Origin of the sequence: Stenotrophomonas maltophilia group sp. msm4 (genome assembly GCF_032025605.1) — a bacterium.
In the GTDB taxonomy this organism is placed as follows: domain Bacteria; phylum Pseudomonadota; class Gammaproteobacteria; order Xanthomonadales; family Xanthomonadaceae; genus Stenotrophomonas; species Stenotrophomonas sepilia.
On record NZ_JAVSKK010000001.1, the window covers coordinates 609,087 to 630,917 of the forward strand.

23 protein-coding genes are annotated in these 21,831 nt (G+C 67.1%); 15 read left to right on the top strand and 8 right to left on the bottom strand.

The features are described from left to right. Positions 1–151: 151 nt before the first annotated feature. Together panD and pgi are read left to right on the top strand one after the other, a co-directional pair. The gene (gene panD / locus ROV93_RS02935; RefSeq protein WP_006432456.1) at positions 152–532 is read left to right on the top strand and encodes an aspartate 1-decarboxylase; all 381 of its coding nucleotides are present in this window, start codon (positions 152–154) and stop codon (positions 530–532) included. Continuing rightward, positions 529–2,043 (top strand): glucose-6-phosphate isomerase, encoded by a 1,515-nt coding sequence (gene pgi / locus ROV93_RS02940; protein ID WP_072168337.1) that lies wholly within the window; start codon positions 529–531, stop codon positions 2,041–2,043. Before panD ends, pgi begins: the two co-directional genes overlap by 4 nt. 102 nt (positions 2,044–2,145) lie before the next feature. On the opposite strand, the gene ROV93_RS02945 is transcribed toward pgi, so the two are convergent. Continuing rightward, positions 2,146–2,709, bottom strand: a complete 564-nt coding sequence (locus ROV93_RS02945) for a response regulator transcription factor (protein ID WP_180890300.1) — start codon at positions 2,707–2,709, stop codon at positions 2,146–2,148. Continuing rightward, a complete protein-coding gene (locus ROV93_RS02950; protein ID WP_049414674.1) occupies positions 2,706–3,932 on the bottom strand; it encodes an ATP-binding protein in 1,227 nt (408 codons plus the stop codon). The genes ROV93_RS02945 and ROV93_RS02950 overlap by 4 nt, the downstream gene beginning before the upstream one ends. A gap of 114 nt (positions 3,933–4,046) precedes the next feature. On the opposite strand from ROV93_RS02950, the gene ispG reads away from it, so the two are divergent. From ispG to ROV93_RS02965, 3 genes are all read left to right on the top strand, one after another. Further along, a complete protein-coding gene (gene ispG / locus ROV93_RS02955) occupies positions 4,047–5,312 on the top strand; it encodes a flavodoxin-dependent (E)-4-hydroxy-3-methylbut-2-enyl-diphosphate synthase (RefSeq protein ID WP_049414673.1) in 1,266 nt (421 codons plus the stop codon). Then, positions 5,293–6,072, top strand: coding sequence for a phosphatase PAP2 family protein (locus ROV93_RS02960; protein ID WP_005416123.1), 780 nt, complete (start codon positions 5,293–5,295; stop codon positions 6,070–6,072). Before ispG ends, ROV93_RS02960 begins: the two co-directional genes overlap by 20 nt. Before the next feature lie 170 nt (positions 6,073–6,242). Beyond that, positions 6,243–6,890 (top strand): response regulator, encoded by a 648-nt coding sequence (locus ROV93_RS02965; protein WP_312538530.1) that lies wholly within the window; start codon positions 6,243–6,245, stop codon positions 6,888–6,890. Positions 6,891–7,006: 116 nt separating this feature from the next. Here ROV93_RS02965 and eda read toward each other — a convergent pair whose 3' ends face one another. From eda to zwf, 5 genes are all read right to left on the bottom strand, one after another. Next, a complete protein-coding gene (gene eda, locus ROV93_RS02970) occupies positions 7,007–7,666 on the bottom strand; it encodes a bifunctional 4-hydroxy-2-oxoglutarate aldolase/2-dehydro-3-deoxy-phosphogluconate aldolase (RefSeq protein ID WP_049429315.1) in 660 nt (219 codons plus the stop codon). A 205-nt stretch (positions 7,667–7,871) separates the two neighbouring features. Continuing rightward, positions 7,872–9,788: a phosphogluconate dehydratase gene (edd, locus tag ROV93_RS02975; protein ID WP_061480284.1), complete on the bottom strand. Its 1,917-nt coding sequence runs from the start codon at positions 9,786–9,788 to the stop codon at positions 7,872–7,874. Between the two features lie 58 nt (positions 9,789–9,846). After that, entirely contained in the window at positions 9,847–10,569 is a 723-nt protein-coding gene (gene pgl, locus ROV93_RS02980) for a 6-phosphogluconolactonase (protein ID WP_049413491.1), read from the bottom strand. Further along, positions 10,566–11,573, bottom strand: a complete 1,008-nt coding sequence (gene glk / locus ROV93_RS02985) for a glucokinase (RefSeq protein ID WP_072168335.1) — start codon at positions 11,571–11,573, stop codon at positions 10,566–10,568. The genes pgl and glk overlap by 4 nt, the downstream gene beginning before the upstream one ends. Continuing rightward, positions 11,570–13,006, bottom strand: coding sequence for a glucose-6-phosphate dehydrogenase (gene zwf / locus ROV93_RS02990; RefSeq protein ID WP_072168334.1), 1,437 nt, complete (start codon positions 13,004–13,006; stop codon positions 11,570–11,572). Before zwf ends, glk begins: the two co-directional genes overlap by 4 nt. Before the next feature lie 352 nt (positions 13,007–13,358). Here zwf and ugpC point away from each other — a divergent pair, with 352 nt between their 5' ends. Beyond that, positions 13,359–14,441: a sn-glycerol-3-phosphate ABC transporter ATP-binding protein UgpC gene (ugpC, locus tag ROV93_RS02995; protein ID WP_072168333.1), complete on the top strand. Its 1,083-nt coding sequence runs from the start codon at positions 13,359–13,361 to the stop codon at positions 14,439–14,441. A gap of 74 nt (positions 14,442–14,515) precedes the next feature. On the opposite strand, the gene ROV93_RS03000 is transcribed toward ugpC, so the two are convergent. After that, a complete protein-coding gene (locus ROV93_RS03000; protein ID WP_072168332.1) occupies positions 14,516–15,385 on the bottom strand; it encodes a folate-binding protein YgfZ in 870 nt (289 codons plus the stop codon). Between the two features lie 39 nt (positions 15,386–15,424). Between ROV93_RS03000 and ROV93_RS03005 the strand changes: the two genes are divergently transcribed. The 9 genes from ROV93_RS03005 (at position 15,425) to lolD (ending at position 21,819) form a co-directional block, all read left to right on the top strand. Further along, the gene (locus ROV93_RS03005; RefSeq protein WP_005409075.1) at positions 15,425–15,595 is read left to right on the top strand and encodes a DUF1674 domain-containing protein; all 171 of its coding nucleotides are present in this window, start codon (positions 15,425–15,427) and stop codon (positions 15,593–15,595) included. A gap of 56 nt (positions 15,596–15,651) precedes the next feature. Then, a complete protein-coding gene (gene sdhC / locus ROV93_RS03010; RefSeq protein ID WP_005416132.1) occupies positions 15,652–16,044 on the top strand; it encodes a succinate dehydrogenase, cytochrome b556 subunit in 393 nt (130 codons plus the stop codon). Then, a complete protein-coding gene (sdhD, locus tag ROV93_RS03015) occupies positions 16,041–16,427 on the top strand; it encodes a succinate dehydrogenase, hydrophobic membrane anchor protein (protein WP_005409077.1) in 387 nt (128 codons plus the stop codon). Before sdhC ends, sdhD begins: the two co-directional genes overlap by 4 nt. 31 nt (positions 16,428–16,458) lie before the next feature. Further along, positions 16,459–18,249 (top strand): succinate dehydrogenase flavoprotein subunit, encoded by a 1,791-nt coding sequence (sdhA, locus tag ROV93_RS03020; protein ID WP_072168331.1) that lies wholly within the window; start codon positions 16,459–16,461, stop codon positions 18,247–18,249. A gap of 66 nt (positions 18,250–18,315) precedes the next feature. After that, a complete protein-coding gene (locus tag ROV93_RS03025) occupies positions 18,316–19,101 on the top strand; it encodes a succinate dehydrogenase iron-sulfur subunit (RefSeq protein WP_005409079.1) in 786 nt (261 codons plus the stop codon). 98 nt (positions 19,102–19,199) lie between these two features. After that, on the top strand, positions 19,200–19,448 hold the full coding sequence (locus ROV93_RS03030) for a succinate dehydrogenase assembly factor 2 (RefSeq protein WP_049413478.1): 249 nt from the start codon (positions 19,200–19,202) through the stop codon (positions 19,446–19,448). Continuing rightward, complete coding sequence (locus ROV93_RS03035; RefSeq protein ID WP_072168330.1) at positions 19,399–19,848, top strand: hypothetical protein; 450 nt, start codon at positions 19,399–19,401, stop codon at positions 19,846–19,848. Before ROV93_RS03030 ends, ROV93_RS03035 begins: the two co-directional genes overlap by 50 nt. A gap of 23 nt (positions 19,849–19,871) precedes the next feature. Then, positions 19,872–21,113, top strand: a complete 1,242-nt coding sequence (locus tag ROV93_RS03040; protein WP_005416136.1) for a lipoprotein-releasing ABC transporter permease subunit — start codon at positions 19,872–19,874, stop codon at positions 21,111–21,113. Further along, entirely contained in the window at positions 21,106–21,819 is a 714-nt protein-coding gene (gene lolD / locus ROV93_RS03045; RefSeq protein ID WP_032954095.1) for a lipoprotein-releasing ABC transporter ATP-binding protein LolD, read from the top strand. The genes ROV93_RS03040 and lolD overlap by 8 nt, the downstream gene beginning before the upstream one ends. The last annotated feature ends 12 nt before the right edge of the window (positions 21,820–21,831 follow it).

A 21,831-nucleotide genomic window follows, 5' to 3' on the forward strand; every position in this document is an offset into this window, starting at 1 on the left:
TGCCGCGCGATGCATGGGGTCAGATCCCTTTCCCAGGGAAAAGGGATCCGACCCCGGTTTCACCGCCTACCTGAACAGGTTGCCGGCCGTAATGCCCGGCGCTGTGCGGGTGCTAGAATCCGCTCTTTCCTTTGCCGTTGCAGCGCCCCCCATGCACCTGTCCCTGCTCAAGACCAAGATCCACCGCGCCACCGTCACCCATTCCGAGCTGAACTACGAAGGCTCGATCGCCATCGATGACAACCTGCTGGCTGCCACTGGCATCCGCGAGTTCGAACAGGTGCACATCTGGGACGTGACCAACGGTGCGCGCTTCTCGACCTATGCCATCCGCGCCGAAGCCGGCAGCGGCGTTGTCTCGCTCAACGGTGGCGCCGCGCGCCACGTGCAGGTCGGTGACATCATCATCATCGCCGCGTTCGCCAGCATGACCGAGCAGGAAGCTGACAGCTTCAAGCCGAAGCTGGTGTACGTTGATGGCAACAACCAGATCACCCACACCAACGACACGATCCCGACCCAGGCCGCATGACAACGAACAACGGATTCGACTCGCTGCATTCCCACGCCCAGCGCCTGAAGGGCGCAAGCATTCCCAGCCTGCTCGCCGCCGAACCCGGCCGCGTGCAGGACCTGGCGCTGCGGGTCGGTCCGTTGTACGTCAACTTCGCCCGTCAGAAGTACGATGCCGCGGCGCTGCAGGCGTTGCTGGCGCTGGCTGCCGAGCGTGATGTCGGCGGCGCCATCACCCGCCTGTTCCGCGGCGAGCAGGTCAATCTGACCGAAGGCCGCGCCGCGCTGCATACCGCGCTGCGTGGCGACGTGGTCGATGCGCCGGTGGCGGCCGAGGCCTATGCCACCGCGCGCGGCATCCGCCAGCGCATGGGCGTGCTGGTGCGCGCGCTGGAAGACAGCGGCGTGACCGATGTGGTCAGTGTCGGCATCGGGGGATCCGACCTCGGGCCGCGCCTGGTCGCCGATGCGCTGCGCCCGGTCAGCGGTGCGCGCCTGCGCGTGCATTTCGTGTCGAACGTGGACGGCGCCGCCATGCAGCGCACGCTGGCCACGCTGGATCCGGCGAAGACCGCCGGCATCCTGATCTCCAAGACCTTCGGTACCCAGGAAACCCTGCTCAACGGCCAGATCCTGCACGACTGGCTGGGTGGCAGCGAGCGCCTGTATGCGGTCAGCGCCAATCCGGAGCGCGCCGCCAAGGCCTTCGCGATCGCCGCCGATCGCGTGCTGCCGATGTGGGACTGGGTCGGTGGCCGTTATTCGCTGTGGTCGGCGGTGGGTTTCCCGATCGCACTGGCGATCGGCTTCGAGCGTTTCGAGCAGCTGCTGGAAGGCGCCGCGCAGATGGATGCGCATGCGCTGGATGCACCGCTGGAGCGCAACCTGCCGGTGCTGCACGGCCTCACCGACATCTGGAACCGTAACCTGCTGGGCCATGCCACGCACGCGGTGATGACCTACGACCAGCGCCTGGCGCTGCTGCCGGCCTACCTGCAGCAGCTGGTGATGGAAAGCCTGGGCAAGCGCGTGCAGCGCGACGGCCAGCCGGTCACCGTCGACACCGTCCCGGTGTGGTGGGGCGGGGCAGGGACCGACGTGCAGCACAGCTTCTTCCAGGCGCTGCACCAGGGCACCAGCATCGTTCCGGCCGATTTCATCGGCTGCGTGCACAACGATGATCCCTACACGATCAATCACCAGGCCCTGCTGGCCAACCTGCTGGCGCAGACCGAAGCGCTGGCCAATGGCCAGGGCAGCGAAGATCCGCACCGCGACTACCCGGGAGGCCGGCCGAGTACGCTGATCCTGCTCGACGCGCTGACCCCGCAGGCGCTGGGTGCACTGATCGCCATGTACGAGCACGCTGTATACGTGCAGTCGGTGATCTGGAACATCAACGCCTTCGACCAGTTCGGTGTCGAGCTGGGCAAGCAGCTGGCCAGTGGCCTGCTGCCGGCGCTGCAGGGCGAGGATGTGGCGGTTGCCGATCCGATGACCCGCGAGATCCTGGCGCAGTTGAAGGGCTGATGCCCGGGTAGTGCCGGCCGCTGGCCGGCATCCAGGCGATGCTTCAATCGTTCACGAGGTTGCCGGCCAGCGGCCGGCACTACCGGTGCACGACGTGGCGTCTCACCGGGTCGGATCGCGTTCCGGGCTGGGCCGCTTGGCCAGCTTGCGCTGCAGCGAGCGCCGGTGCATGCCGAGCAGGCGTGCGGCCGCTGACACGTTGCCGCCGGTCTCGTGCATCGCCTGCTGGATATGTTCCCACTGCAGGCGGCTGATCGGCGTCATCGCATCGGGCACTTCCATTTCGCCGTCGTCGGCCGGGCCGTCGTCCTCCTCGCCAAGCGCGCGCAGGATCATCGGCACCGTGGCCGGCTTCGGCAGGTAATCATCCGCGCCCAGCTTGATCGCCTCCACTGCGGTGGCGATGCTGGCATAGCCGGTCACCAGCAGGATGCGCATGTCCGCGCGCAGTGCGCGCAGCGGCTGGATCAGCGCCAGGCCGGAATCGCTGCCCAGCTTCAGGTCGATCAGCGCGAACGCCGGCAGATGCTGGCGGGCCAGTGCCAGGGCACTGGCGGCATCCTGTGCGGTCTGTGTTTCCAGGCCCTTGCGGGCCAGGCTGCGCTGCAGGGTACGCAGGTACAGCTCGTCGTCGTCGACCAGCAGACCAAGGGTTGAGGCGCTCATGGGGTTTCCTCACGTGGGGCCAGCGGCAGGCGGAAGCCGACGCGGCTGCCGGCCCCCTGGGCCGGGCGCATCCACATCTCGCCGTCGAGGCGTTCGATGGTGGCATGGGACAGGGCCAGGCCGACGCCCATGCCCTCGCTCTTGCTGCTGCCGAACAGCTTGCCCGGCAGCACGGCGGCACGGGCGTCGAAACCATGGCCGTAGTCGCGTACTTCGCCGATCAGGTCGTCGCCCTCGATGCGCAGGTCCAGGTCCACGCGCGGCCGGCCGGCCTTCTCGCCGGCATCGGCGGCATTGTTGAGCAGGACCATCAGCAGGTGGCCTACGCCCGGGTCGAGCGGCAGCCGCAGCGGCGCATCGTCGTTGCGATGCAGGTCGATGGTCGGTCGCACCAGGCGCCATTGCTCCAGCACCTGCTGGGCGCTGGAATGGCTGCGGCCCGGCGCGTCGGCCGAGGCCGGGGCGGCCAGTGCCAGCACGCGCTCACGGCACTGCACCAGCAGCTCGCGCAGGGTCTCCATGTCTTCGCGCACTTCCGGCTCTTCGCTGCGCTCGGCGACATCGTCGGCGAGCAGGGTCATGGTCGCCAGCGGCGTGTTCAGTTCATGTGCCACCGAGGCGGCATGGGTGGCCAGCGCGACGATGCCCTCGTTGCGGGCGAAGCGCTCACGCAGCGCCGACAGTTCCAGTTCGCGCTCCCGCAGGGCCAGTGCCAGGCGGGTGGAGAAGGCCAGCACCACTGTGGCGGAAATCAGGAAGTTGGCGACCACGCCCCAGCGATTGAGGTCCTGTGCGCGGAAGTAGCCGTCCGGCAGCGCCTGCCCGAAGATGCCGCTGGCGGCGTAGCCGAGCAGGCAGGCCAGCGCGACCGCCAGTGCCCAGCGCAGGGGCAGGGCGAAGGCGGCCAGCGCGATCAGGATCAGGAACAGTGAACTGAACGGGTTGGCCATGCCGCCGCTCCAGCCCACCATCCAGGTCAGGATGATCACGTCCACCAGGATATGGCCGAATGCGGTCAGCGGCGCAGTGTCGGCCGCTTCCGGGCGCAGCTGGGTGTAGACGTTGAACAGGGCCAGCACCGCCACGCCGGCCCACAACGGCAGCTGCGGCAACGGCAGGCCCAGCACCCAGGTCGCGACCAGGATGGTGGCGGCCTGGCCGCCTACGGCAAGCCAGCGCAGGCTGCACAGGGTACGGAGAAACGGGGCGTCGGGACCGGTCATTCACGCTCATCGTATGCGTTCATGCGTGTACATGCCTGCGACAATCGGCCGCAGCCGTGCCGCAGGCTGAATGCGAGTCACCCCGAATGCGGGAGTGGGCGGTAGAATGCGCCCATGCACGACGCCGTCACCCGCCCGACTCCCCCCTCCGATGCCACCGCCTGGCCCCGTCGCCAGACCCATGCCGTCCAGATCGGCGGGGTCACCGTAGGCGGAGGCAAGCCGGTGGTGGTGCAGTCGATGACCAACACCGATACCTCCGATGTGGCCTCCAGTGTGAAGCAGGTGGCCGAGTTGTGGCGTGCCGGTTCGGAGATGGTGCGGTTGACCGTCAACACCGTGGAAGCCGCTGCGGCCATTCCGCGCATCGTCGACAAGCTGGCGATGATGGGTATCGATGTACCGCTGATCGGTGACTTCCACTACAACGGCCACCAGCTGCTCACCGCCGAGCCGGCATGTGCGGAAGCGTTGGCCAAGTACCGCATCAACCCGGGCAATGTCGGCTTCGGCAAGAAGAAGGACCTGCAGTTCGCCCAGTTGATCGAGTTCGCGATCCGCTACAACAAGCCGGTGCGCATCGGTGCCAACTGGGGCTCGCTGGACCAGGCCCTGGCGGCCAGGCTGATGGACGAGAACAGCCTGCGCGAGCAGCCCTGGGACGCCGGCCGCGTGCTGCGTGAGGCGCTGATCCGTTCGGCGCTGGATTCGGCCGAGCAGGCCGTGGAACTGGGCCTGCCGCGCGATCGGATCGTGCTGTCGGCCAAGGTCAGTGGCGTGCAGGAACTGATCGCGGTGTACCGCGACCTGGCCCAGCGCTCGGACTTCGCCCTGCACCTGGGCTTGACCGAAGCCGGTATCGGCAGCAAGGGCATCGTCGCCTCGTCGGCAGCGCTGAGCGTGCTGCTGCAGGAAGGCATCGGTGACACCATCCGCATCTCGCTGACCCCGGAACCGGGCCAGTCGCGCACGCAGGAAGTGATCGTCGCCCAGGAACTGCTGCAGACCACCGGCCAGCGCGCCTTCACGCCGCTGGTCACGGCCTGCCCGGGCTGCGGCCGCACCACCTCCGAGTTCTTCCAGGAACTGGCCAAAGTGGTGCAGAACCATGTGCGCGAGAAGATGCCGCTGTGGAAGATCCACCACCCGGGGGCGGAGAACATGACCCTGGCGGTGATGGGCTGCATCGTCAATGGGCCGGGTGAGTCGCGCCATGCCAACATCGGCATCTCCCTGCCGGGCACGGGCGAGACGCCGGCAGCACCGGTATTCGTCGATGGCGAGAAGAAGGTGACCCTGCGTGGCGACAACATCGCCCAGGAGTTCGTCGCCCTGATCGACGATTACGTCGAACACAAATATGTCCGAAGCGCCGGATAAGCCTGCGATCCTCGCCGCTCCGGAGTCGGCCTCCGGTTTCCGCCACTGGATGGCGCGCAACGCCTGGCGCCTGGTCCTGCTGTTCGGTGGCGTACTGCTGCCGTTGGCGGGCTTCGTCGCCCTGGCGGACGAAGTGCACGAATTTGAATCGTTCCATTTCGATGCGCCGCTGCTGTGGCAGATGCATGGCCTGCATTCGCCATGGCTGGACCGCTTCTTCGTGCTCATCTCGAAACTGGGCTACGAGTGGTTCCTGATCCCTGCTGACGTGCTGATCATCGGTGCGCTGCTGGGCTACCGGCGCTGGCGCGAGGCGACCTTCGTCGCGGTCAGTTTCGTGGGATCGGCGTTGCTGAACATGGGCAGCAAGCACTTCTTCCAGCGCCAGCGCCCCAGCCTGTGGGAGTCGATTGCGCCGGAATCGACGTTCAGCTTCCCCAGCGGGCACGCCATGGGCTCGATGACCCTTGCCGCGACCCTGGTGCTGCTGGCCTGGAATACCCGCTGGCGCTGGCCGGTACTGCTGCTGGCGCCCCCGTTCAGCCTGCTGGTGAGCGTCTCACGGGTCTATCTAGGCGTGCATTATCCCTCGGACATCCTGGCCGGATGGTGTGCCGCGCTGGTTTGGGTGGTAGGGTGCTATCTGGTCATGTTCAGTCGCCGGCATCCTTGGCGACGCCGGGATTCGCCGCCAGCGACGGCCAGCGAAGCATCATCACAGGGGGGTGACGTGGATGACCCTTCCGGGGCGTCTACGTAATAGATCAGTTGTTTCGTTGCAGCAGGTTCTGCAAGACAGGGGGCAAGCACAACGCGCGTTACTGTGATGCGCAAGGCAGAACGCCCGGATCGCGTCCCGGACGCGCTTGCAGGGGTATCGGCGTCCTGCCTAGCTTGACCTGCAATGGCCGCATTCGAAGAGGTACGTGAATGACGATTCGAGTCTACCTGGTGGATGACCATGCGCTGGTCCGCACCGGGATGAAGATGATCCTGTCGGGGGAGACCGACATCGAGGTGGTGGGCGAAGCCGAGACCGGTGAAGACGCGCTGCGCGACGTCCGCCAGCTGCTGCCGGACGTGGTGCTCTGCGACCTGCACCTGCCCGGTGTGAGTGGCATGGAAGTGACCGAGCGCATCGTCCGCAGCCACCGCAACACCCGCGTGGTGATCGTATCGGTGCTGGAAGACGGGCCGCTGCCGAAGCGCTTGCTGGAGGCGGGGGCCGCGGGCTACATCGGCAAGGGCTGCGATGCACAGGAGCTGCTGCGCGCGGTGCGCGATGTGGCCATGGGCCGTCGCTACCTGGGCACCAGCATCGCGCAGAACCTGGCCCTGTCGACGGTGGAGGGCAATGGATCGCCGTTCGACAGCCTGTCGCCGCGCGAACTGGAAGTAGCCTTGCTGCTGACCCAGGGCCTGCGCCAGGAAGACATCGCGCGGCGCCTGAGCCTGAGTGCGAAGACGGTGAACACGCACAAGGCGCGGTTGTTCGAGAAGATGGGGATCCACGACAACATCGCGCTGGCGCGCATGGCCAGCCAGTACGGGCTGGTGGATCTGGCGCGGCCGTTGTAAGGGTTTCGGCCACCGGCTGAGCCTTCCGCAGGGCCACGGACAGATTCCGTGGGCCGTCACTGCCGATCGAGGCAATGTGGAGCCGAGCATGGCTCGGCTCTACACCTGCTTCGGGCTCAGTGGCCGCGCACGCGCTTGATGATCTTCGCCGCGTCGGCGGCGCTGGCGCGCACCTTGTCCCATTCGCCGTCGGCGATCCAGTTGCCCGGCACCATCCACGAACCGCCGATGCAGACCACGTTCTTCTGTTCAAGGTACTCGGCGGCGGTGTTCTCGGTGATGCCGCCGGTCGGGCACAGCTTCAGGTCCGCCACCGGGCCGGCCAGTCCCTTGATCATCGCCAGCCCGCCCACGGCCGTGGCCGGGAACAGCTTGCACACGCGGAAGCCGCGGGCGTAGAGCGACAGCAGCTCGGTCGGCGTCGCCGCACCTGGCACCACCGGCAGCGGCGCAGCGGCAAGCGCATCAGCCAGCGCCGGCGGCGTACCCGGCGTCACCAGGAAGTCCGCACCCGCATCGATCGACTGCTGCATCTGCTCCACGGTCAGCACCGTGCCTGCACCCACCACCACATCGGGCAGCTCGCGCTTGAGCATCGCCAGCGCTTCCATCGCCACCGGCGTGCGCAGCGTCAGCTCGATCGCCGGCAGACCACCTTCCAGCAGCGCCGCACTGACCGCCCGTGCCTGGTCCAGCGTATGAATCGTCACCACCGGCAGGATGCCCGCCGCATGCAACAGCTCCGCCGCCTTCACCTGATGTTGTTCGATACCCATGCTTTTGCCCTTGCCTTTGCTCTTCTTGATTCAGTGGCCGCAGCGCAAATGACGCGCCGGGAATTGTCCAAGGGCAGTAGAGCGCCCTGGCCGGGACCGTGAGCGGCATGGATGCCGCGATCGAGCCCCCATGGATGGGTTTACGGCGTGTCCCGGACAGGGCGCTCTACTGCCCAAGCCGGGAAGCCTGCCGCGGCTTTTCGCGTCAGGCGTCTTTCGCCTCATGCGGCGCCGCCGCCGCTGCCGCATCGTGCCCCAGCTCATACTCCGCGTCGTAGTCCCACGGCCCGCCATCGGCCGCCGCCGGCCCGCACGAAATCGAAATCGCCCCCTGGTCCGCCGGACCCACCACGCGACGGTTGATCGCAAACAGATTGCGGCCCAGGTCATGCGCGGCCGGCGCGGTGTTCGGCGCCAGCGGACGTGCTGCCCATTCCGCCGCGTCCACCAGCACTTCCAGCGTGCCGGCCTCGCCGTCGAGGCGGATCATGTCGCCCTCGCGGACCTTGGCCAGCGGGCCACCGCGCGCCGCTTCCGGCGTCACATGGATGGCCGCTGGGATCTTGCCCGACGCACCGGACAGGCGGCCGTCGGTGACCAGCGCCACGCGCCGGCCCTGGTTCTGCAGCAGGCCCAGCAGCGGTGCCAGCGAATGCAGTTCGGGCATGCCGTTGGCACGCGGGCCCTGGTAACGCACCACCGCCACGAAGTCCTGCGGCAGCAGGCCACCGGCGTGCAGCTTGTTCAATACCTGCGGTGCATCGACCACCACCGCCGGTGCTTCGATCGTCCGGTACTGCGGTTTCACCGCTGACAGCTTGATCAGCGACTTGCCGAGGTTGCCGCGCAGCAGGCGCAGGCCACCCTGGTGCTCGAACGGATTGTCGACCCCACGCACCACTTCGTCATCGGCACTGTGTTCCAGGCCCGGCAGGTAGACCAGCCGGCCGTCACGCAGTTGCGGCTCGCGCGCATAGTCGGCCATGCCGCCACGCGCGACGCTGACCAGGTCGCCGTGCATCAGGCCCGCCTTGATCAGCTCGCCGAACACGAAGGCCGGGCCGCCAGCGGCCGCGAAACGGTTCACGTCTGCCTCGCCGTTCGGATAGACACGGGCCAGCAGCGGAATCAGCTGCGACAGTTCGTCGAAGTCGTCCCAGGTCAGCACGATGCCGGCCGCACGCGCCACCGCGATCCAGTGGATGGTGTGGTTGGTCGAACCGCCAGTGGCCATCAGCGCGATGACCGCGTTGATGATCGCGCGCTCGTCGATGATCCGGCCCAGCGGGCGGAAGTCGTCGCCCAGTGCGGTGATGTCCAGCGCGCGTTCGGTTGCCTCGCGGGTCAGGGCGTCGCGCAGCGGCGTGCCCGGATTGACGAACGAGGCGCCCGGCAACTGCACGCCCATGGCTTCCAGCAGCACCTGGTTGGAGTTGGCCGTGCCGTAGAAGGTGCAGGTGCCCGCACCGTGGTACGACGCGGACTCGGCTTCCAGCAGCTCTTCGCGGGTGGCCTCACCGGCGGCGTAGCGCTCGCGCACTTCGGCCTTCTGCTTGTTCGGGATGCCCGGGGTCATCGGGCCGGCCGGTACGAACACCGCCGGCAGATGGCCGAAGGCCAGCGCACCGATCAGCAGGCCCGGCACGATCTTGTCGCACACGCCGAGGTAGACGGTGGTATCGAACATGTCATGGCTGAGGCCGATGGCCGTGGCCTGGGCAATGACATCGCGCGAGAACAGCGACAGCTCCATGCCACCACGGCCCTGGGTGACACCGTCGCACATTGCAGGGACGCCGCCGGCGACCTGTGCAGTGGCGCCCAGCTCGCGGGCGATGTCGCGGATCTGTTCGGGATAGGTCTCGAACGGCTGGTGGGCCGACAGCATGTCGTTGTAGGCGGTGATGATGCCCAGGTTCGGCGTCACGCCGCCGCGCAGGCGGCTCTTGTCGGTGCCGCCGCAGGCGGCGAACCCGTGGGCGAGGTTGCCGCAACTCAGGCGGCTGCGGAACGGGCCCTCACGCAGGGAGGCATCGATCGCGGCCAGATAGGCGGCGCGCGAGGCGGCGCTGCGGCGGATGACGCGCTCAGTGATGGCTTGCAGTTGAGGATGGAGGCTCATTGGCTACCGGCGTTCGTGGTGGCGAGAGGCAAGCGGCGGCACGGCGCCGCCGCCGACATCAATCAGCCCAGTGGACGCGCAGGCGCGCGCCTTCCAGGTTGATCGCATTGAGGATCGGATACTGCTGGGCATCGTTGCTGTCCAGCGCCTGGCGCAGTACCTGCAGCTTCTGCTTGCCGCGCAGCAGCAACAGGCGCTGGCGGCACTGGCGCAGGCCGTGCGGGGTCAGCGTGATGCGCAGCGGCCACTGGTTCGCGCCTGGGCAGCCAGTGGCATCCAGCGCGGCGTAGGGCAGGGTGCTTTCCAGTGCGCGTGCGAGGTCTTTCGATCCCGGGAACAGCGAGGCGGTGTGCCCGTCGTTGCCCATGCCCAGCGCTACCAGGCTCGGCGGCTGGCTGTGCTGCGCCTGCAGGTTGGCGGTGTACACGCATTCGGGCAGTGGCTTGCCGATCCGTACCAGCGGATCGAAGTGGGCGCCCTCGGTACGCTTGAGCAGGTGCTCGCGCACCAGCCAGGCGTTGCTGTCGCGATCCTGCGGCGACAGCCAGCGCTCGTCGGCCAGGCTCACTTCAACCCGGTCCCAGTGCACGTCCAGCTCGGCCAGTGCCTGGTAGACCGGGGCCGGCGTGGTGCCGCCGGACAACAGGATGCGGGCGCGGCCCACTTCATTGATGTCGTGGTTGAGGGTGCGTGCCATCTCAGCGGCCACCGCTTCGATCCAGCCGTCGGCGTCGCCGTGCTGGATGAACTCGATGCGATCGTCGTGGAAGCTGGGGTTCATGCGGCAACTCCTGGTGCGTCACGTTCGGCGTCGGTGGCATAGGCGGCGGCGCCCAGCAATCCGGCGTGGGGATGCATCACTGCCAATGAGGGCACGCGCGCCATGATGGAGGAGAAGCGGCCCTTGTGTTCGAAGCGCTGGCGGAAACCGGAGTGCTGCAGCGAATCGAGCATCTTCGGGGTCAGGCCGCCGGTCAGGAACACGCCATCCCAGGCGCCCTGGGTGAGCACCAGGTCACCGGCGATGGCGCCGAACACGGCGCAGAACACGTCCACGGTGCGCATTGCCTGCGGATCACCGTGCAGGGCGCGGGCGGTCACGTCCACCGGCTGCAGCTGGCCCGGGTCGATACCGGCCATCTCGCACACGGCGCGGTGGATGTTGACCAGGCCGGGGCCACAGATCAGGCGCTCGTTGGAGACGCGGCCGAACTGTTCGGACAGGATCTCGAGGATGCGGATCTCTTCCGGGGTTCCCGGCGGGAAACTGACATGGCCGCCTTCGGTTTCCAGCGGGTAGCAGCGGCCGTGGCGCATGATCAGGCCGCCCACGCCGAGGCCGGTACCCGGCCCGATCACTGCGTAGTTGCGCGGCTGGCCCGGCTTGCCCGGTACCCAGGCGGCACCGCCGACCTGGACCACGTCCTCGGGCTGCAGCAGTGAGATCGCCATCGCCTGTGCGGCAAAGTCGTTGATCAGGTGCAGTTCGTCGAAACCGAGCATCGCTGCGGTGCGGCTGCGCGAGATCACCCACGGATGGTTGGTGATGCGTGCTTCATCACCATCAACGCGACCGGCCACTGCGAACACGCCGCGGCTTGTGGTGGCACCGATCTGTTCCAGATGGTGGCGCGCGGCATCACCCAGCGAAGGGAACTCCGCCACCGCGTACTCGCGGATGCTGTCCTTCTGCAGAGGTGCGTCCTGCGAGGTGTCAGCCAGGGCGAAGCGGGCATTGGTGCCACCGATGTCGGCCACCAGCACCGGCTGCGAACTGGCGCTCATGCCGACGCTCCGCTGTCCGGTGCGTCCACGTCCTGCGGCAGGAACTCGCCGGCATTGCTCGGGCCCCATTGGCCGGCGGGGTAGGGCTCCAGCGGCAGCTTGGCGTCCTTCCACGCGTCGGCGACGCTGTCGATCCAGGCCCACGCTGCACGCACTTCGTCGTCGCGCACGAACAGCGTGTGATTGCCATTGAAGGCATCCAGGAACAGGCGCTCGTAAGCGATGCGGCGATGCAGGCCGGTTGGCACTGACAGTTCCAGTTCCAGCGGATGCAGTTCCAGCGCGCCCCATTCCGGGCCGGCCAGGCTGCTCATCAGGCCCAGTTCGATGTTTTCCTGCGGCTGCAGCTGGAACACCAGGCGGTTCGGTGCGGCCTGCGCGCGCTGCGGGCGCTCGAACAGCCAATGGGTGACCGGCTTCAGCGTGACCACCACGCGGGTGGTGCGCTCGGGCAGGCGCTTGCCGGTGACCAGATGGAACGGCACGCCGCTCCAGCGCCAGTTGTCGATATGCGCGGTGACACCGGCGAAGGTTTCCACGTCGCTGCCTTCCGGCGGCTGGTAAGCCTGCGCCGGCTGGCCGTTGATGGTGCCGGCGGTGTAGCGGCCGCGGATGCTGTCACGCGCGGCGTGCTTCGCGTCGAGCGGGCGAAGGGCGCGCAGCACCTTGACCTTCTCGTCGCGGATGCGGTCGGCTTCCAGCGACGCCGGCGGCTCCATCGCCACCATGCACAGCAGCTGCAGGATGTGGCTCTGCACCATGTCGCGCAGCGCGCCGGAGCGGGCGTAGTAGGCGTCACGGCCGTCCACGCCTTCGCTCTCGGCCACCAGGATGTGCACCGATTCGATGTAGTTGCGGTTCCACACCGCTTCCAGCAGCGTATTGCCGAAGCGCAGCGCGATCAGGTTCTGCACTGCCGCCTTGCCCAGGTAGTGGTCGAGGCGGAACACGCGGTCCTCGTCGATCCACTGGCCGATGGTGCTGATGATTTCCTCGGCGCTCTCGCTGTCGCTGCCGATCGGCTTCTCCAGCATCAGGCGTGCCGGCGCGGCGAGGGCGCCGCCCTTGGCCAGGCCTTCGCAGGTGGAAATGTACAGGCCCGGCGGAATGGCGAGGTAGCTGACGCACTTGCGGTGCACCAGGTCGGAGACCGCAGCGGCAACCGAGTCGACGTCGCGCAGGTCCACCGAACGGTAGTCGATACGGCGCAGCAGGGCAGCGATGTCGTCCTGCGTGGCCATCGGCATGGCCTGCTGCAGGCGCGGCCGCAGGATGTCATGGAAGGCTTCGGTGTCATGCCCGGACAGGGCCAGTGCGCGGATGCGGAAGTCCTCCGGCAGCAGGCCGTCGCCAAGCAGGCGAAGCAGCGAAGGGAACAGGTAGCGCTGGGCCAGATCACCTGTGGCACCGAACAGGAAGAGGGTGTCGTGCATCGCTCGAGTTTCAGATCCGGGTGACATCGTTGTCAATCGCTTCATGGCTGGGTTCGGGGGACATCCGCGCAACTGCCTGTCCGAGGTTCGTCAGGGGCGATCTCCGGTGTTGCGGAAGACCGTTCCATTCGAAACCACTACCTCGGCGGAACCTTCGTTCAACCGCCGACGCAGATCGGTGCGCACCGATCATCGGATAGTGCCACGTGAAAACGTTTACATGGCAGAATGGGCAACTGTATTCGATTGCAGTGCTCGCCGTCATGCGGCAAGCGCGCAATCATCACTGCCATCGGGAGGGCCGAGGCAGTCCCAAAAGACAGCCCGGCTTCGGGCGGACCGGATAGGTGATATGGCAAAAGTGCAGTTGCAGGGTGTGCGCAAGGTCTATGACAACGGCCAGGTCGCGGTGAAGGACGCCAGCTTCGAGGTCGCCGATGGCGAGCTGATGGTGCTGGTCGGTCCGTCCGGCTGTGGCAAGTCGACCCTGTTGCGGATGGTGGCGGGCCTTGAAGAAATCAGCGGCGGCACGCTGACCATCGGTGATCGCGTGGTCAACGACGTGGCGCCGAAGGATCGCGACATCGCCATGGTGTTCCAGAGCTACGCGTTGTACCCGCACATGACCGTGGCCGAGAACCTGGCCTTCGGCCTGAAGCTGCGCGGGCATGACAAGGCGACCATCGACAAGCGCATTGCCGAGGCGGCGCAGACGCTGGGCCTGACCGAGATGATGGACAAGCTGCCCAAGGCGATGTCCGGTGGCCAGCGCCAGCGCGTGGCACTGGGCCGGGCGCTGGTGCGCGAGCCGGCGGTGTTCCTGCTCGACGAGCCGCTGTCCAACCTCGACGCCAAGCTGCGCCACAGCGTGCGTACCGAGATCGCGCAGCTGCACCGCAAGCTGGGCACCACCATGATCTACGTGACGCACGACCAGGTCGAAGCGATGACCCTGGGCCAGCGCATCGTGGTGCTGAAGGACGGCATCATCCAGCAGATCGATACGCCGATGGCGCTGTACGATCGCCCGGCCAACCTGTTCGTGGCCGGTTTCCTCGGCAGCCCGGCGATGAACGTGCTGCGTGGCACGCTGCAGGGCGATGCCGGCGGCGTGAGCGTGGTCGACGGCGAATGGCGTGCACCGCTGGGCCAGGCGACGATCGATCCGGCGTGGCTGCAGAAGCCGATCGCGGTGGGCGTGCGCCCGGAGCACCTGCAGCCGGCGGCTGCCGATGATGCGCATGCATTCACCGCGCGCATCGAAGGCATCGAGCCGGTCGGCAACGAGATCTTCGTCAATCTGAGCAGTGGCCAGCATGCGCTGACCATGCGCGTGGCACCGCAGTCGCTGCCAGCAGTGGGCGAGCAGATCCGCGTGGCGATTCACCCGCAGGGCCTGCATTTCTTCAACGCAGAGAGCGGCGAGCGCCTGTAACCGGTAGTGCCGGCCGCTGGCCGGCAACCACACCTGGTTGAGGTTGCCGGCCAGCGGCCGGCACTACCACTCATTCAGCGCGCCAGCCCGTCCAGCAATGGCACGCGCTGGGCGGTGGCGCCGCCCACCTGCAGGTCGGCGTCACTGGCTTCCAGCGGCAGCACCGCCAGCGCCAGGTTGCCGGCCACGCTGGCGACCGTGCCCAGCGTCGCGCCGTCCTGCAGCACGCCATCGCCGGCCTGTGCCGGTGCCGCGGTATGCAGCAGCTGCACCGCGCGCTTGGCCTTGCCGAGGAAGTGGGTGCGGGCGACGATTTCCTGGCCTGGGTAGCAGCCTTTCTTCACGCTGTAGCCATTCAGGCGGTCCAGGCCCAGCTGCTGCGGGGTCCACACTTCGCGCTGGCTTTCGTCCAAGCGCGGCAATCCGTAGCGCAGGTCGGCCTGGCGCCAGGCGAGGGCGGCCTCATCGGTTTCGCTGCCGGATGCAACGGCATCCGTCGCCCCGATGCGCAGGGTGCGCGGCAGGGCGTCGCTGCCCAGGTCCAGCTCCCAGCCGTCACCTGCAGCGTGCGCGATCGCGGCGCCGCTGGCAGCCTCGGGTGCAGTGAACGCACCGGCCACGGCCAGATCGCTGCGCACCTGTACCTTCACCTTGCGACGGAACACGAAGCGCTGCAGTTGCGACGCAATCGCATCGGCATCGCCGTCGGCCAACACCAGCATCACGTGATCGTCGGCCAGCCGGAGCAGCTGGAACACTGCCAGGGTGCGGCCCTTGGCACTCAGCCAGGCGCTCCACTGCCAGTGCAGCAGGGGCAGGGCGGTGACATCGCTGCTGAACTGGGCGTGGGCGAAGGCGGCCGCATCCGGGCCCTGCAGGCTCAGCAGCTGGTGGCCGGGCAGGCGCGGATATCCGACGAAAGCAGGGGGCAGGTTGTCAGGCACGTGAACGAGGTCTAAAATTTGTGCGTTGCGAGACCGAACATGATAGGCCAAACAACCCCCACTCCCGACGACGAATCTGAAGCCCCGCTGGTCCCCGCGGCACCCGTGCCCGTGGAACAGGAAAAAGCAGAGGAATTCGGCGGCCGCGGCGGACTTGATCCGGTGCGGTATGGCGATTGGGAGAAAAACGGACGCTGCATCGATTTCTGATCAGCATTGAGCCAACGCGGCCGCGTGCCGCCCAGCCGAGACAACGAGCCCAGCGAATGGCGACCAGACAACGCCCACTTTCCCCGCACCTTCAGGTGTATCGCTGGCAGATTCAGATGGCCACCTCGATCCTGCATCGAGCCACCGGCATCTTTCTGTCTGTTGGTGCCCTCATCATCGCTGCCGGCCTGCTGGCCCTGATGATGGGGCCCGAGTCCTGGAACTGCTTCACCGGCCATGCCGGGGCCTGGTATGGCCGCGTGTTCCTGTTCGCGTGGACATGGTCGTTCGCCTATCACCTGTGCAATGGCATCCGCCATGTGGTGCAGGACTTCGCCATCGGCTTCAGCATCCCTGCCTTCATCCGCAGCAGCTGGCTGTCGGTCATCGGCAGCCTGGTGATCACCCTGCTGGTGTGGGCCTATGTGATGTTCGGAGGTGCCGCGTGAGCAAGTTCCGTACCCCGCTGAAGAACGTGCGCGGCCTGGGCTCGGCCAAGACCGGCACCGAGCACTTCGTGCACCAGCGCCTGACCGCCGCCGCGCTGGTGGTGCTGGGCATCTGGTTCCTGGTCTTCGTGCTGGGCCTGCTGGGCTCGGATTACGCGACCGCCGCCGCCGCCGTGGCCAAGCCGTGGAATGCAGTGCCGTTGATCGGCCTGCTGATCGCCATGTTCTGGCACGCGCAGCTCGGCATGCAGGTCGTGCTGGAAGACTACATCCACGAATCGCTGCTGGCCCTGGTGCTGCAGACCGCGGTGAAGTTCGTCGCCGTGCTCGGCATGATCGTCAGTGTGTTTGCGGTGGGCCGCATCGCCCTCGGCGTTGCCTGAGCCCAGGCACCTACACAGGAATCCAGATTAGATGTCCGCTTACAAGATCACCGAACACAAGTACGACATGGTCGTGGTCGGCGCCGGCGGTGCCGGCCTGCGCGCCACGTTCGGCCTGGCCGCCAAGGGCCTGCAGACCGTGTGCCTGACCAAGGTCTTCCCGACCCGTTCGCACACCGTTGCCGCCCAGGGCGGTATTTCGGCCGCACTCGGCAACATGGGCGAGGACGACTGGCGCTACCACTTCTTCGACACCATCAAGGGGTCGGACTGGCTGGGCGACCAGGACGCCATCGAGTACATGTGCCGTGAGGCCATCCCGGCCATCATCGAACTGGAACACTACGGCGTGCCGTTCTCGCGCACCGCCGAAGGCAAGATCTACCAGCGTCCGTTCGGTGGCATGACCACCAAGTACGGCGAAGGCCCGGCGGCGCAGCGTACCTGCGCGGCGGCCGACCGTACCGGCCACGCGATGCTGCATACCCTGTACCAGCAGTCGCTGAAGCACGATGCGCGCTTCATGATCGAGTACTTCGCGCTCGACCTGATCTTCGACGACGAAGGCGCCTGCCGCGGCGTGCTGGCCCTGGACATGTCCGATGGCACGCTGCACCTGTTCCGCGCCCAGGGCGTGGTGCTGGCCACCGGCGGCTACGGCCGTGCCTACTTCAGCGCCACCTCGGCGCACACCTGCACCGGCGACGGTGGCGGCCTGGCCATGCGTGCCGGCATCGCCATGCAGGACATGGAGTTCGTGCAGTTCCACCCGACCGGCATCTACGGCGCCGGCTGCCTGATCACCGAGGGTGTCCGCGGTGAAGGCGGCATCCTGCGCAACAGCAGCGGCGAGCGCTTCATGGAGCGCTATGCACCGCACTACAAGGACCTGGCCTCGCGCGACGTGGTCAGCCGTTCGATGACCATCGAGATCCGCGAAGGCCGCGGCGTCGGCGAGCACAAGGACCACATCCTGCTCGACCTGACCCACCTCGGCCCGGGCGTGATCGACGAGAAGCTGCCGGGCATCGCCGAGAGCGCCCGCATCTTCGCCGGCGTCGACGTGCACAAGCAGCCGATCCCGGTCATTCCGACCGTGCACTACAACATGGGCGGCATCCCGACCAACTACCACGGTGAAGTGGTGCAGAAGGTCGGCGACAACGACAACGCCGTGGTGCCGGGCCTGTACGCCATCGGCGAAGCGGCCTGCGTGTCCGTGCACGGCGCCAACCGCCTGGGCTCGAACTCGCTGCTCGACCTGGTGGTGTTCGGCCGTGCGGTGGCCAACCGCTGCGCCGAGACCATCAAGCCGGGTGCCGCGCACAAGCCGCTGCCGGCCGATGCCTGCGACAAGGCGCTGGGCCTGCTGGACAAGCTGCGCCACGCCAACGGCGATACCCCGACCTCGGTCATCCGCGATCGCATGCAGCGCACCATGCAGGCCGACGCGGCCGTCTTCCGCACCAGCCAGACGCTGAAGGAAGGCTGCGAGAAGATGGACAAGATCTTCGACTCGTTCCAGGACGTGAAGGTCTCCGACCGTTCGCTGGTCTGGAACTCGGACCTGATCGAGACCTACGAGCTGAACAACCTGCTGCTCAACGCGGTGGCGACGATCAACTCGGCCGAACAGCGCAAGGAAAGCCGTGGTGCGCATGCGCACGAGGACTATCCGGACCGCGACGACGTCCACTGGCAGAAGCACACCCTGGTCAGCGTCGACGAGAAGGGCAAGTGCAGCTTCGACTACCGTCCGGTGCACATGTACACGTTGACCGACGACGTGTCCGTGGTGCCGCCGAAGCCGCGCGTGTACTGATCCGACCCCGCCTACCATGCAATCCGCGCCCACGGGCGCGGGCCGCCTGAGCCAACGAGAGCAGCCATGGCCGAGTTTTCACTCCCCAAGAATTCCAAGATCACGAAGGGCAAGCACTTCCCCGTCAAGAACGGCGGCAAGAACGTGCGCACCTTCAAGATCTACCGCTGGAGTCCGGACGACGACAGCAACCCGCGCACCGATACCTATGAAGTCGATCTGGACGCCTGTGGCCCGATGGTCCTGGACGCCCTGATCAAGATCAAGAACGAGATCGACCCGACCCTGACCTTCCGCCGTTCCTGCCGCGAAGGTATCTGTGGTTCGTGCGCGATGAACATCGACGGCACCAACACCCTGGCCTGCACCCGAGCCATCTCGGACTGCGGCAAGAAGGAAGTGCCGATCTACCCGCTGCCGCACATGAACGTGGTCAAGGATCTGGTTCCGGACCTGACCCACTTCTACGCGCAGTACGCCTCGATCAAGCCGTGGATCCGCACCCAGACCCCGGCACCGCCGGACCGCGAGCGCCTGCAGTCGCCGGAAGACCGCAAGAAGCTCGACGGCCTGTACGAGTGCATCCTGTGCGCCTGCTGCTCGACCAGCTGCCCGAGCTACTGGTGGAACGGCGAGCGTTACCTGGGCCCGGCGATCCTGCTGCAGGCCTATCGCTGGATCATCGACTCGCGCGATGAGGACACCGGCGCGCGCCTGGACGATCTGGAAGATCCGTTCAAGCTGTACCGCTGCCACACCATCATGAACTGCGCCCGGACCTGCCCGAAGGGCCTGAACCCGGCGCTGGCGATCGCCGAGATCAAGAAGCTGATGATGGAGCGCCGCGCCTGATACAGGCCTGGCAGTACCCGGTGGAGCCACGTCACGTGAGGCTGCACCACCCAGTAGAGCCACGCCATGCGTGGCTTTGCTGTATCTGGAGAAGCACGATGGAAGACGATGTCCTGCTGAAGAAGCTGCGCTGGCGCTGCCGCCGCGGCATGCGCGAACTGGACCAGCTGTTCGGCCGCTACCTGGACCGTGAGTGGAGCACTGCACCGACCGGAGAGCGCGAGGTTTTCCTGTTCCTGCTCGACTGCGAGGACGATAAGTTGTGGCGCTGGTTCATGGGCTATGAGGCCTGCCCGCATGCGCACGCGATCCCCCTCATGCAGAAGATCCTCGCCCTCAAGCCTTGAGTGGCGCCCCTCGCGGCTGCAGGCTGCCGCCCAGTTGGCGGTGCTGCTGGCCGCGCCCTGGTTGTTGCGCGCCTCGGATCTGCCTGCGCGGTTGCTGATGCCCGCGCTGCTGCTGGCCTGGGGCGTCGGCTTGGCCGAACTGGCCTGGCGCCAGCGCAGGCCGCGCGTGCAGGTGCTTCTGCCTCCGCTTCCCGAGGCATTGCAGGTGGCCGGACGGGATGTCGATACGCCACGGCTGGTGGTGCGTGGCCCATGGTTGTTGTTGCTGTGGCGGGAGGATCGGCGCCGCCGGCGCCTGCTGTTCTGGCCGGATGTGCTCGATTCAGGGCAGCGACGTGAACTGCGACTGGCCGTGGCCACACGCAGCGTTTCCCGTCGGCCCCGGTCAATGGCACCATAAGCTGAATTGACCGGCGTGCCTGCATGTTCAAACCCATTCCCGTGGCCATCGGCCTGCGCTACCTGCGCGCCAAGCGCCGCAACGGCTTCATCTCCTTCATCTCGATGGCATCGATCCTGGGCATCGCGCTCGGCGTTACGGTGCTGATCACCACCCTGGCGGTGATGAGCGGTTTCCAGAAGGAAATCCGCAGCCGCCTGCTGCAGATGACCGCCCATACCACCATCAGCCGCGATGGCGAGCCGATGCCGGACTGGATGCGGGTGGTTGATGTCGCCCGCAAGGATCCGCGCGTGGCGGGTGCCGCGCCGTACATCGAGATCCAATCGATGATCAGCGGCCCGCGCGTGCAGGGCGCGATCATCCAGGGCATCGATCCGGCGCTGGAGCCGAACGTCTCGGTGATCGACAGGAAGGTCACCAAGGGCAGCTATGACAGCCTCAAGCCGGGCAGCTTCAACCTGCTGCTGGGCAAGGAGCTGGCGATCTGGCTGGGCGTGGACGTTGGCGACCAGGTGCTGGTGACCTTTGCCGAAGTGCAGGGCACGCCGGCCGGTGCGGTGCCACGGATGAAGCGCTTCACCGTCAGCGGCATCTTCGAGGCCGGGTACAACGAGGTCGATCGCGGCGTCGGCTTCGCCAACATGCAGGACCTGGAGCGTGTTCTGCGCAGTGACGGCGCCACCGGCGTGCGGCTGAAGCTGCACGACATGGACCGTTCGCTGGAAGTGGGCGTGGACCTGGCGCAGAGCCTCGGCGGTGCCTACCGCGTGAGTGACTGGACGCAGCAGAACGCCAACCTCTACCACTCGCTGCGCATGGAGAAGGTGGTGATGGGCATCCTGCTGTCGCTGATCATCGCCATGGGGGCCTTCAACCTGGTGTCCTCGCAGGTGATGCTGGTGACCGACAAGCAGGCCGACATTGCCATCCTGCGCACCCTGGGCCTGACCCCGGGCGGGGTGATGCAGGTGTTCATGGTGCAGGGCTCGTTGATCGGCATCTTCGGCACGCTGGCCGGCCTGATCGGCGGCATCACCCTGACCCTCAACCTGGAACGCATCCTCGGCGCCATCGAGAGCGTGTTCAACGTCAAGCTGCTGCCGGAGGATGTCTATTACATCACCGGCCTGCCGACCGACATGCAGACCGGCGACGTGGTGGCGATCACCGTGGTCGCGCTGCTGATGAGCTTCCTGGCCACCCTGTATCCCGCCTGGCGGGCAGCACGCACCCAGCCGGCGGAGGCCCTGCGTTATGAATAAGGTCGTCAACCGCGGCGATGAAGTGATCCGCGCCGAAGCGCTGGGCAAGACCTATGCCGAAGGGCGCATGCAGACCCCGGTGTTCGATGGGCTGGACCTGACCGTGACTGCTGGCGAGACGGTGGCGATCATCGGTGCCTCCGGTGCCGGCAAGAGCACGCTGCTGCACCTGCTGGGCGGCCTGGACATTCCGACTGCCGGCGAAGTGTATGTGACCGGCCAGCGCATGTCGGCGCTGTCGGATACCGCGCGCGGCCTGCTGCGCAACCAGGCGCTGGGCTTCGTCTACCAGTTCCATCACCTGCTGCCGGAGTTCACCGCGCTGGAAAACGTGATGATGCCGGTGCTGCTGGCCGGCACCGCCGTGGCCGAGGCGAGCAGCCGGGCCACCACGCTGCTGGAAGCGGTCGGCCTCGGCCATCGCCTGGACCACAAGCCGGGCGAGCTGTCCGGCGGCGAACGCCAACGTGCTGCAGTGGCGCGCGCGCTGGTCAATCATCCGGCCTGCGTACTCGGCGACGAGCCGACCGGTAACCTGGATGACCGCACCGCCGGCACCGTGTTCGAGCTGATGCTGGAGCTCAACCGCGCGCGTCATACCAGCCTGGTGCTGGTGACCCACGACCGCAGCCTGGCACGGCGCCTGGACCGGGTGCTGGAGCTGCGCGAAGGGCGCCTGCACGCATTGGCCCACGCCGACGTCTGAGCGCTGGGACCG